The 10,378-nt window shown below is 74.9% G+C and carries 13 protein-coding genes; 3 read left to right on the plus strand and 10 right to left on the minus strand.

Annotation, left to right across the window (positions count from 1 at the left end):
• Window positions 1–41: 41 nt before the first annotated feature.
• Complete coding sequence (locus H9657_RS01175; RefSeq protein ID WP_318241208.1) at window positions 42–545, minus strand: GNAT family N-acetyltransferase; 504 nt, start codon at window positions 543–545, stop codon at window positions 42–44.
• Between the two features lie 46 nt (window positions 546–591).
• On the minus strand, window positions 592–807 hold the full coding sequence (locus tag H9657_RS01180) for a hypothetical protein (protein ID WP_191779496.1): 216 nt from the start codon (window positions 805–807) through the stop codon (window positions 592–594).
• Between the two features lie 215 nt (window positions 808–1,022).
• Between H9657_RS01180 and H9657_RS01185 the strand changes: the two genes are divergently transcribed.
• A complete protein-coding gene (locus H9657_RS01185) occupies window positions 1,023–1,787 on the plus strand; it encodes a ParA family protein (RefSeq protein ID WP_191779498.1) in 765 nt (254 codons plus the stop codon).
• Between the two features lie 81 nt (window positions 1,788–1,868).
• Here the strand turns inward: H9657_RS01185 and H9657_RS01190 are convergent, their stop codons facing one another.
• From H9657_RS01190 to H9657_RS01225, 8 genes are all read right to left on the minus strand, one after another.
• Entirely contained in the window at window positions 1,869–2,453 is a 585-nt protein-coding gene (locus tag H9657_RS01190) for a MerR family transcriptional regulator (RefSeq protein ID WP_191779500.1), read from the minus strand.
• A 157-nt stretch (window positions 2,454–2,610) separates the two neighbouring features.
• Window positions 2,611–3,117, minus strand: a complete 507-nt coding sequence (locus H9657_RS01195; protein WP_191779940.1) for a bifunctional nuclease family protein — start codon at window positions 3,115–3,117, stop codon at window positions 2,611–2,613.
• Between the two features lie 92 nt (window positions 3,118–3,209).
• Window positions 3,210–3,872 (minus strand): transcriptional regulator FtsR, encoded by a 663-nt coding sequence (gene ftsR / locus H9657_RS01200; RefSeq protein WP_225214351.1) that lies wholly within the window; start codon window positions 3,870–3,872, stop codon window positions 3,210–3,212.
• Window positions 3,873–3,957: 85 nt separating this feature from the next.
• Window positions 3,958–4,428, minus strand: a complete 471-nt coding sequence (locus H9657_RS01205; RefSeq protein WP_191779504.1) for an FHA domain-containing protein — start codon at window positions 4,426–4,428, stop codon at window positions 3,958–3,960.
• A 178-nt stretch (window positions 4,429–4,606) separates the two neighbouring features.
• On the minus strand, window positions 4,607–5,863 hold the full coding sequence (locus H9657_RS01210; RefSeq protein ID WP_191779506.1) for a DUF881 domain-containing protein: 1,257 nt from the start codon (window positions 5,861–5,863) through the stop codon (window positions 4,607–4,609).
• Window positions 5,860–6,192, minus strand: coding sequence for a small basic family protein (locus H9657_RS01215; RefSeq protein ID WP_191779508.1), 333 nt, complete (start codon window positions 6,190–6,192; stop codon window positions 5,860–5,862). Before H9657_RS01215 ends, H9657_RS01210 begins: the two co-directional genes overlap by 4 nt.
• On the minus strand, window positions 6,189–7,160 hold the full coding sequence (locus tag H9657_RS01220; protein WP_191779509.1) for a DUF881 domain-containing protein: 972 nt from the start codon (window positions 7,158–7,160) through the stop codon (window positions 6,189–6,191). The genes H9657_RS01215 and H9657_RS01220 overlap by 4 nt, the downstream gene beginning before the upstream one ends.
• Window positions 7,157–7,759: a CDP-alcohol phosphatidyltransferase family protein gene (locus tag H9657_RS01225; RefSeq protein WP_191779511.1), complete on the minus strand. Its 603-nt coding sequence runs from the start codon at window positions 7,757–7,759 to the stop codon at window positions 7,157–7,159. Before H9657_RS01225 ends, H9657_RS01220 begins: the two co-directional genes overlap by 4 nt.
• A 140-nt stretch (window positions 7,760–7,899) precedes the next feature.
• Between H9657_RS01225 and H9657_RS01230 the strand changes: the two genes are divergently transcribed.
• Window positions 7,900–8,307 (plus strand): CoA-binding protein, encoded by a 408-nt coding sequence (locus tag H9657_RS01230; protein WP_191779513.1) that lies wholly within the window; start codon window positions 7,900–7,902, stop codon window positions 8,305–8,307.
• A gap of 263 nt (window positions 8,308–8,570) precedes the next feature.
• On the plus strand, window positions 8,571–10,331 hold the full coding sequence (locus tag H9657_RS01235; protein WP_191779515.1) for a DEAD/DEAH box helicase: 1,761 nt from the start codon (window positions 8,571–8,573) through the stop codon (window positions 10,329–10,331).
• Window positions 10,332–10,378: the final 47 nt, after the last annotated feature.

Raw genomic sequence — 10,378 nt, forward strand, 5'->3', positions numbered from 1 at the left:
CCCCCCCCCCCCCCCCCCCCCCCCCCCCCCCCGACGCGGTCTCAGCCCGCCAGCCCGCCGGGGGCGGTGTGGCGCACGTACCGCTCCTCGGTGCGGTCGGGGTCCCGCGGCAGCACCTGACGTTCACCCGTGCGCGTGAACCCCGCACGCACGTAGAGGTCGACCGCTGACGCGTTGTCGTCCACGACCCACAGCGACACGGTCGCCGCGTCCTGGTCGGCTCCCCCGCGCACCGCCGCGTCCAGCAGGGACCAGCCGATCCCCTGGCGCCGCACCTCCGGTGCCACCCACAGCGACACGACGTGCCGGTCGTCCTCCGGTGAGCCGGGCTCCTGCACGAGCGAGACCAGGCCGCGCGGCTCCCCCGACCCGTCCAGGGCCACCCACGTGGTGCTGGTGCGCAGCCGCATCCGCCAGTGCGACTCGGCAAAGCGCTCCTCACGGGCGAGCGACGACCCGAACGCGTCCGACGACTCGCGCAGCGCACGCAGCCTCACGTCACGAACGGTCTGCCAGTCGTCCTCGTCGACGCGTCGGATCTGCACCGCCTCAGCATGCCGCATCCGCGTCCCGCCACTCCTCGTGACGCGCTCAGTCGACCCGGTGGGCCGTCGGCAGGTCCGTCCCGACGCCGTGCGAGTCCGCCTGCAGGACGTCGTCGCCCGCGGTCAGGGCCGCGTCTCCCCCGTGCCCAGCGGGGTCGGGGGTGGCGCGCGCGGCGTCGGCGACCTCCTCCTCGGGTCGCGGCGGGATCGTCTCGTCGTACTCCAGCTCGGGCACCTGCGCGTCGTCGAACGACTCGGTCATCTGGGCCTCCTCACGGCGCGACCACGCTAGCCGCAGCCGTGCGGACCGGCGACCGGTGCCGACGTGGCCGGGGCGGGGCCGGGTGAACGTCATACCGCCCGTGCCGGTGCAGATCAGGGCACCGGGGTCCGGAACCATGAGCCGTTCGTGGCGCCGGGAGGCACCGGGGGCGCGCCGTTTTCGTGAGCGGCGCCTCACCCCGCTACGGTTGCCGCGTGCTGGTCGTTGGTGTGTGCAGCCTCAAGGGTGGAGTGGGCAAGACCTCCGTGACGCTGGGGCTCGCCTCGGCCGCACTGGAGCGCGGTCTACGGACCCTCGTCGTCGACCTCGACCCCCAGGGGGACTCGACGATGGCGCTCGGGACGGTGGCCGCGCAGGGCGACGTGGCGTCCGTGCTGGACGCACCCTCCGCGCAGTCCGTCGCCGCCGCGACCGTCCCGTCGACGTGGGCCGACCACGGCCTCGACGTGCTCGTCGGGTCCGAGCGCTCGGTGCTGCACGACCGGATCGACGACTCGGACGCCGACCGGCTGCGCTACGCGCTGTCCTGGGTCGAGGGGTACGACCTCGTCCTCGTCGACTGCCCGCCGTCGCTGGGTGGGCTCACGCGCACCGGCCTGACGGCGTGCGACCGTGCCGTCGTGGTGACGGAGCCCGGGCTGTTCGCGGTCATGGCCGTCGGCCGGGCGATGCGCACGATCGACGAGCTGCGCCGCGGACCCGCGCCCGCGCTGCAGCCGCTGGGCATCGTGGTCAACCGGGTGCGGGCGCGCTCGGTCGAGCAGGCGTACCGCCTGCAGGAGCTGCAGACGCTGTACGGGCCCCTGGTGCTCACCCCGAGCATCCCGGAGCGTGCCGCGCTGCAGCAGGCGCAGGGCGCCGCCCAGCCGGTGCACGTGTGGCCCGGTGCCGCCGCGGCGGAGCTGGCCGACGTGTTCGACCAGCTGCTCGACCGCGCGGTGCGCGCACCGCGTCGCTGAGGGCCCGCTCCCCCGGTTGCCGCCCGGCCGTCCCGGTGCGGGCACGCCGAGACGAGCCCGGAAGGGGGCCGGGACCGCGAGTCAGCCGGCCGTACGAGCCTGTCGGCGCAGCGCGAGCTCGTCGGGCGCCGTCGAGGCGACCGGTGCGTCGTCGTCGGCGCGCTCGTTCGGGAGCGCGGCCAGCGTCCCCTCGACCTCGCGCCACACGCGGCCCACGGCGATGCCGAACACGCCCTGGCCGCCCTGCACCAGGTCGATCACCTCGTCCGGGGACGTGCACTCGTAGACGCTGGCACCGTCGGACATGAGCGTGATCTGCGCGAGGTCGTCGACGCCCCGCTCCCGCAGGTGGCCGACCGCCGCGCGGATCTGCTGGAGCGAGACGCCCGTGTCGAGCAGCCGCTTGACGACCTTGAGCACGAGGATGTCGCGGAACGAGTAGAGGCGCTGCGTCCCCGAACCCGTCGCGGGTCGCACGGAGGGCTCCACGAGCCCCGTGCGCGCCCAGTAGTCGAGCTGGCGGTACGTGATGCCCGCGGCGCGGCACGCGGTCGGGCCGCGGTACCCCGTCGTGACGTCCAGGTCCGGCAGGTCGTCGTCGAACAGCAGGCCCTGCGCGTGCTGCGGGATCGTGCCGGACTCGTCGGCACTCTCGTTGCGGATCACGGGGCCCTCCCTCGGCGACACCCGTGAGGCGCCGCACTGTGCTGGTTCTTCCGCCACGCTAGGCCTGCGGGGTCGGGGGCGCAACGAGCGCGCCCCGGCGTGTCGGTCGCGAGCGTCTCACCTTCAGGTGGAGGTCGAGGTTCTTCACCCGATCGGATCAGACGTCCTGGGCCCCGTCGTCCGTCCCGGGGTCGTGCCCCGTCTCGAAGTCCTCGGCCGACACGTGGTCGAGGAACTCCCGGAACTGGGAGATGTCGTCCTCGCTCGCCGCCGGCCGCATCTCGACGCCGGCCAGCGCGACCACCTCCGCCGAGCACAGCACAGGGCACGCGAAGCGCAGGGCCACGGCGATCGCGTCCGACGCGCGCGAGTCGACGTGGCGCCCGGACGCCAGCACCAGGGCGGCGTGGAAGACCCCGTCCTCGAGCCCGTTGATCTCGACGTGGTCGACCGGTGCGCCGGCCGCCACCAGCGCGTCGCGCAGCAGGTCGTGCGTCATCGGCCGCGGCGGCACGATCCCCGCCTGTGCCGCGGCGATCGCCGACGCCTCGGCCGGCCCGATGAGGATCGGCACGAGCAGTGCCGCGTCGGGGTCGAGCAGCAGCACGACGATCTCGTCGTCGGCCAGGTGCGTACGCACACCGACGACCTCCACCGGCACCATCTCGGGTTCGACGCCCACGTGGACACGCTACGTCGTGCCGCCCGCGGCGTCTGCCCGGGACAGCGCGCGTCGGGCGCGAGGGCGGACCGACGTCAGGGGGCGAGGTCGTGCACCGCCGAACGCACCAGCGCCGTGTGCATGCGCGCGCACAGCTCGCCCACCTCGGCGGCGAGCGTGCCGGCACGCGCGCGGGACGAGACGCTGCGCTGGCCGCGCCAGGGTGCGACGACCTGTTCGACGAGATCGGCCTGGCGGTCGGCCGCCGCACGGAACGTGCGGAGGTGGCGCGGGTCGATGCCGTGGTCGGCGAGCGACGCCGCGACCGCGACGACCTCACGCGCCCACGGGTCGAACACGCCGCGGGGACCCGGGCGCAGGACGCCCTGCGTGACGAGCTCGGTGACGAGGTCGACCTCGACGCCGGCATCCTGCGCCAGGCGCTCGGCCGTGAGCCGGTCGGCCGTCGGAGCGACCCCGTCGCGCGTCGCGAGGCGCGCGCGCACGGGCGACTCCTCGTCCTCCCCCGCGTCGAGCGCCGCGAGGCGCTCACCGATGACCCGCAGCGGCATGTACCGGTCGCGCTGCTGCGCGAGGACGAAGCGCAGCCGCTCGACGTCCGCCGGCGAGTACTGGCGGTAGCCGGAGGGTGTGCGGACCGGGTCGACGAGGCCCTGCTCCTCGAGGAAGCGCAGCTTCGACGTCGTCACCGCGGGGAACTCGATGCGCAGCGCCGCCAGGACGTCCGAGATGCGCATCGAGGCACGCCGCGAGATCCCCCGGGGCCAGGGCTCCGACCCGCTCGCGGCGGGAGCCTGCTCGGCCGCCGCGCTCACGGCGCGCTCAGGAGGCGTCACGGTGAGGGCTGGGGTGGAACGTCATCCGGTACTTGCCGATCTGCACCTCGTCCCCGGGGCGCAGCGTGGCCGCGTCGATGCGCGCCCGGTTCACGTACGTGCCGTTGAGCGAGCCGATGTCGCGCACGACGAACTGCTGGCCGTCGCGCACGAACTCGGCGTGCTTGCGCGAGACCGTCACGTCGTCGAGGAAGATGTCGGCGCTGGTGCTGCGGCCCGCGGTCGTCCGCTCCGCGTCGAGCAGGAACCGTGCTCCCGCGCTCGGGCCGCGCTGCATGAGCAGGAGGGCGGACGTGGGGGGCAGCGCGTGGACCGCTGCGGCCTCGTCCCCCGTCAGACCGACCGGGGGCGCCTCCGGGTCGGTCGGCTCCAGCGAGCCGAAGCTGACCGTCGTGTCCGGGCCGTCGCCCCGGTAGGCGGGCAGAACGCCGTCCGGCGCCCGTCGTTCGTCGCTCATGCGCACACCTCCCGTGTCGGTCGCGGGCACATCGTGCGAGCGCGCTCGCCGTCGACCCAGCCTTGCGGGACTCACCCTATGCGGTGTCGGCGCGCATGCGCAGCACGCGGGCAGCGCTGGTCGGGTGACAGCGCACCGGGAAACCGCCCGGCGGCCGGCTGCAGGACGCGCCCCGCGATCAGGGCTCGTCGGCGACCGGTGAGGCGTGCACGGGCTCCGGCAGGACCCGGACGGCCGTGACCTCGACGCGGTCGGACTTCTCGACCGTGCCCCGCCCGCCGTCCTTGCGCACCTGCGCCATCGCCCCGCCGGGGATCTCGAGCGCCGGGGCGATGGTGTCGGGGTCACCGATCACCGTCCACCGGTACGGCGACTCCAGGGTCACGCCGTCGAGCTCGATCGCACCGCGCGCGCCGGTGAAGGCGCTGCTGGCGATGATGCGCCGGCCGTTGAGCTCCATCGCCTCCGCACCCGCGTTCCGCAGCTCCTCGAGCACGTGCAGCATCGTCGCGGGCCGGATCTCGGCGTCCGGCTCCGTCAGGGTGATGCGCACTCCGGGGCCCGTCGCCGGGAGCCGGCCCGTGAGGATCCCCTGCATCGCGGCGGTCCGGCGCGCGGCGTCCAGCGCGGCCTGCTGGCGGTCCGAGCCCGACAGCAGCTCGTCGCGCTCGCGCTGCAGGTCGAGGGACTCGCGCTCGAGCTCGTCCGTGCGCGTGCTCGTCTCGTCGAGGAGCCGCACGAGGTCGTTCTGGCGCAGCGCACCCAGCTGCGTGTCGGTCGCCTGGCGGACCTGCACGACGAGGGCGAAGCCCAGCAACGCGCACAGCCCGGCGGTGATGAGCTGGCCCTGCGTGGTCCGCGGCCGCATCGCGTGCCCGAGCCTCGTCCAGCCCGACCGTGGCGGACGGACGGGCGTCGCCGCGGGGGCCACGGCGGGCTCGCGGCCGACGGCAGCGTCCTGCGGCGGCGCGCCCGGTGCCACGACGGCCGTCGGGTCCTGCTCGTCAGGGCTCGGCGCATGGTCGGGCTGCGGGTGGTCGGTCGGCTCGCCGTCGCGGGCCTCGTCGGGCTGCGACTCGTCGGCGACGGGGCCGTGGTGGTTCTGCTCCTCGTCGCTGTGGACCTCGTTGCTCTGTTCCTGGCTGCTGTGGACCTCGTCGTCACGCGGCTCGCCCCCGGGCTCGTCCACGACCGCCCCGTGACCCGGCGTCACCTCGGCCTGCGGCTGGGCGGACCGGCCGGCCGGTTCCTGCGCGTCGACGTCCTCCGGCGGGTCGACGTCCTCCGGAGAGGCGTCACCCTGCTCGGGCTCGTCGGGGGGCAGGTCTCCGATGCCCAGCGGGTCGCGCGGGTCGATCATCGGCCCGTCGTCGGGCAGGCCGTCCGGGTCGGACGGTCCGAGCGGGTCGGGGCGCGTGCCGTCCTCGTGCGTCATGCCTTGAACAGGTGCCGGCGGATCGACGCGGCGTTGGAGAAGATGCGGATGCCGAGCACGACGATCACGGCGGTCGTCATCTGCGACCCGACGCCCAGCTGGTCGCCGAGGAACACGATGAGCGCCGCCACCACGACGTTCGACAGGAACGAGGTGAGGAACACCCGCTCGTCGAAGATGCCGTCGAGGTAGGCGCGCAGCCCGCCGAAGAGGGCGTCGAGCGCGGCGACGACGGCGATGGGCAGGTAGGGCTGCAGGTTGGCGGGGACGGTCGGCTCGATGAGCAGGCCCGCGAGCACACCGAGCACGAGCCCGATCACTGCGATCACCGGGTCTCCTCTCCGTCGCGTCGCCCTGACACTGCCACATCCCCCGACCTCGCCCCAAGGTCCTGCGCCCCCGACGTCGTCGTGGAGGCCGGGGGCGGCTCCGCCTCACCGGCCTGCGGACCGTCACCGAGGACGTCGGCGGAGCGCAGCACGAGCTGGCCGCGTCCCGCGAGCAGGAGCTCGCGCTGCGCGGTCACGCGGACCTCGATGCCGTACTGCGAGAGCGACGCCAGGTGCTGCCCCGCGGGCAGCCGTGCCAGACGCGTCTGCATCGTCGCGGCGTCGCCGATGGCCTCGACCCGGTACGGGCTGCTCAGCGCGGTGCTGTCCACGAGGACCGCCGCACCGGCGCTGCGGATCGCGGTCGTGGTGGTCAGGCGCTCGTTGTTGACGGCGACGGCCTCGGCGCCGGCTGCCCACAGCCCGTTGACGAGTACCTGCAGGTCATGGTCCTGGACGAGCTCGCTGCCGTCGTTCGGTGCCGTCCCGCTCCCGGGGTCGCCGTCCGTGAGCTCGATGCGCAGGCCGGGGCCGGTGACGGCGACGACACCCGCCCCCACCGCGTCGCGCTGCAGCTGGGCGAACAGCTCGGGGTCGTCGGTCGAGGCGGCGTCACCCTGCAGCTGGGCGATCTGCGCGGACATGGCCGCGTTCGCGCGCCGCAGGTCGTCCGCGCGCGAGGTGCCCTCACGGATCTCCGCCTCCAGCAGGGTCCGCGCCTCGAGCACGGCGGGCGCCGGACGGCGCAGCGCGACCGCGGCGGTCGTGGCGAACGCGCCGAGCAGCACGGCCAGCACCAGCAGCGCGGCCCCGCCCCGGACCGTCCGCGCCGGTGCGGTCCCCGCCGCGCGGCGTGCCGCGACGTCCTGGTAGCCGGGATCGAGCGGGCGCCGGTACACCTCGTTGATCAGCGTCATCGACTCGTCCGCCGCACGCTGCGGGGCGGGGACCGCGTGCCGGGGGTTCACGCCGCGCTCGCCGTCCGCGCGGCCCGCGCGTCACGACGCATGATCGACGCACCCTGGGCGAGGTACAGCGCACCGGCGAACCAGTACAGGCCGACCCCCCACAGCGCGCACGCCCAGCCCAGGACCCCGGCCACGAGGCCCACCGGGGCGGGCCACTCCGAGAGCAGCAGGAGCGGGAACGCGTACATGATCGCGAAGGTGCCGGCCTTGCCTGCCAGGTGCACGCGCAGCGGCGGGTAGCCCGATCGCGCCAGCACGACGAGCATCACGGCGAGCACGACGTCGCGCACGACCAGCACCACGAGGAGCCACAGCGGCACGACGCCCCGCCACGCGAGGCCGACCAGCGTCACGAGGATGAACAGCCGGTCCGCCGCCGGGTCGAGCATCTGGCCGAGCCGCGTGACCTGGTGCATACGGCGTGCCAGCACGCCGTCGAGCCAGTCGCTGGCGCCCGAGAGCAGCAGCACGGCGAGGGCCCACGCGTCGTGGCCCTGCGCGACCAGCCACGCGAACACCGGCACCATGAGCAGGCGCACGAGGCTGATCGCGTTGGGAACGGTGAGCACACGCGTGCTGACCGGTACGTCCTGGCTCACGCCCTCCCCCGTCGTCGTCCTGGTCGCGATCCTATGTCGCGGTGTCCGGGCCCCCGGCTCGCGGCGCGGGCCCCGCGACGGCGGGTCACCCGGACGTGCGGCCCACGGCGGTGCCGGCGCGCCGGTGGCAGGCTCGTGCCATGGAGGACACCGAGGCCGTCGACCAGCTGCTGCGCACGCCCGCCACGTGGGCCGTCGTCGGGCTGTCCACCAACCGCGCCCGAGCGGCGCACGGCGTGTCCGCCTACCTCCAGGCGCTGGGGCACACGATCGTGCCGGTGCACCCGAGCGCCCCCACGGTCCACGGTGCCCGCGGCTACGCCCGCCTCCGCGACCTCCCCGCCGCGCCGGACGTGGTCGACGTCTTCGTCAACAGCGCACGGGCGGCCGCGGTGGTCGACGAGGCGGTGGAGGTCGGCGCGCGGGCCGTGTGGCTGCAGCTGGGCGTGCACGCCGACGAGGCCGTGGCGCGCGCACGCGCAGCGGGTCTCGTGGTCGTGCAGGACAGGTGCCCGGCCATCGAAGGTCGCGCCCGCGGCCTCGGGTGACCGCCGGGCCCGGCGCCCCTGTGCGGGAGGTCACCCCGGCTCGCCGCCCGTCGGGGTCCAGCAGCAGGTACTGTGTCCAGGACATCTGGAGTCGTGTCGCATCCCCTCTCGTAGGGCGGTCTGCCGGTCGTACGGCAACCACCTCCCTTCTCGTTCACGTGCACGCGCCGCTGACAGCAGCGCGTGGTCTGGTTCGGGGTGAGCGACGTCCGGGTCGTCGTCATGACGCCCGGCTCTCCCCCGCTGCCACCGAACGGTGATCCATGAGCACCCCCATGCCTGCTGCCCTGCCCACGACGACCCCTGCCCCCGCGGCCAGCTTCGCGGACCTGGGCATCGACCCCCGGATCCTCTCCGCGGTCGAGCGCCTCGGCTTCACCGCCCCGACGCCGGTCCAGGAGCAGACGATCCCCGCGCTGCTCGCGGGCCGCGACGTCGTCGGTGTCGCCCAGACGGGCACCGGCAAGACGGCCGCCTTCGGGCTCCCGATCCTCCAGTCGATCGACCCGGCCATCGCCGCCGTGCAGGTCATCGTGCTGACCCCGACGCGTGAGCTCGCGATGCAGGTCGCCGACGCCATCACCACCTTCGCTGCCGACATGCCGGGCCTGCAGGTCGTCCCCGTCTACGGCGGGTCCCCGTACCTCCCCCAGCAGCGTGCGCTGGCACGCGGCGCCCAGGTCGTCGTCGGCACCCCCGGACGCGTCATCGACCACATCGAGCGGCGCACGCTGCGCCTCGAGGACGTGCGCTTCCTCGTCCTGGACGAGGCCGACGAGATGCTGCGGATGGGCTTCGCGGAGGACGTCGACAAGGTCCTGTCCGGCACGCCGGCCGGCCGTCAGGTCGCCCTCTTCTCCGCGACCATGCCGACCCAGATCCGCCGCGTCGCCGACAAGCACCTCGTGAACCCGGTGTCGGTGTCCGTCACGCGCCAGTCGTCCACGGTCGACTCCGTGCGCCAGACCTTCGCCGTCGTGCCCTACCGCCACAAGGCAGGCGCGCTCGCCCGTGTGCTCGCGGTGAGCGACGCGGACGCGGCGATCGTCTTCGTGCGCACCCGCGAAGCGGCCGAGGAGATCGGCAACGCCCTGGTGCAGCGCGGCATCGCCGCGACCCACATCAGCGGTGACGTCGCCCAGTCGGACCGCGAACGGATCGTCGAGCGGCTGCGCTCCGGTGCCCTGGACGTGCTGGTCGCGACCGACGTCGCGGCCCGCGGCCTCGACGTCGAGCGCATCGGCCTGGTCGTCAACCTCGACCTGCCGCGTGAGCCCGAGGCCTACGTGCACCGCATCGGCCGCACCGGTCGCGCGGGGCGGTCCGGCGAGGCGCTGACGTTCGTCACGCCGAGCGAGCGTCCGCGTCTGCGCCAGATCGAGCGCACCACCCGCACGCCGCTCATCGAGATCACCATCCCGACGCCCGCGCAGGTGAGCGCGCACCGAGCGACCGCGCTGCTGAACCGCACCGCGGCACGCATGGAGGCCGGCCGTCTCGACGTCGTCGGCGAGGCCGTGCGCGAGCACCTCGCCGCGCACCCCGAGCTCGACCCGCTGGACCTGCTCACCGCCGTCGCAGCGCTCGCGGTCGGCGACGAGGGGCCCGCGGCGGCCGCCGAGCTCGAGGACCTCGACGACGCGGTGCGCCGCGCCCGCGAGGCCCGCTCCGAGGACACCCGCGGTGGCGCGGTCGCCGGCAACCGCCGCCGACCCGGCACGACGGGCCCCAGCGGACGTGCGCGCTACCGCGTCGCCGTGGGCGAGCGCGACGGCCTGCAGCCGGGCGCGCTCGTGGGCGCGCTGACCGGCGAGGGCGGCCTCACGGGCAAGGACGTCGGCAAGATCGACATCTTCGGCAGCTTCGCGCTCGTCGACATCCCCGACGGCCTGACGCCCGAGGTGGTCGACCGCCTCGGACGCACGCGCGTCGCGGGCCGCCCGCTGCGGATCCGCCTCGACACCGGCCCCCAGGCCACGCGCGGCCCGTCGCGCGGCGAGCGCGTGCACCGCACGCACGCCTGACGCCTCTCGTACGACGAAGGGGGCCCCCCCCCCGGGGGGGGGCGCCC

This window comes from Cellulomonas avistercoris, from assembly GCF_014836445.1.
Taxonomy (GTDB): Bacteria; Actinomycetota; Actinomycetes; order Actinomycetales; family Cellulomonadaceae; genus Cellulomonas; species Cellulomonas avistercoris.

What these genes read in the sequence shown, in the direction of transcription:
- H9657_RS01180 (WP_191779496.1), bottom strand. Translation starts at nt 807, where the DNA reads ATGACCGAGTCGTTCGACGACGCGCAGGTGCCCGAGCTGGAGTACGAC.
- H9657_RS01195 (WP_191779940.1), bottom strand. Translation starts at nt 3,117, where the DNA reads ATGGTGCCGGTGGAGGTCGTCGGTGTGCGTACGCACCTGGCCGACGAC.
- ftsR (WP_225214351.1), bottom strand. Translation starts at nt 3,872, where the DNA reads ATGCGCATCTCGGACGTCCTGGCGGCGCTGCGCATCGAGTTCCCCGCG.
- H9657_RS01205 (WP_191779504.1), bottom strand. Translation starts at nt 4,428, where the DNA reads ATGAGCGACGAACGACGGGCGCCGGACGGCGTTCTGCCCGCCTACCGG.
- H9657_RS01210 (WP_191779506.1), bottom strand. Translation starts at nt 5,863, where the DNA reads ATGACGCACGAGGACGGCACGCGCCCCGACCCGCTCGGACCGTCCGAC.
- H9657_RS01230 (WP_191779513.1), top strand. Translation starts at nt 7,900, where the DNA reads ATGGAGGACACCGAGGCCGTCGACCAGCTGCTGCGCACGCCCGCCACG.
- H9657_RS01235 (WP_191779515.1), top strand. Translation starts at nt 8,571, where the DNA reads ATGAGCACCCCCATGCCTGCTGCCCTGCCCACGACGACCCCTGCCCCC.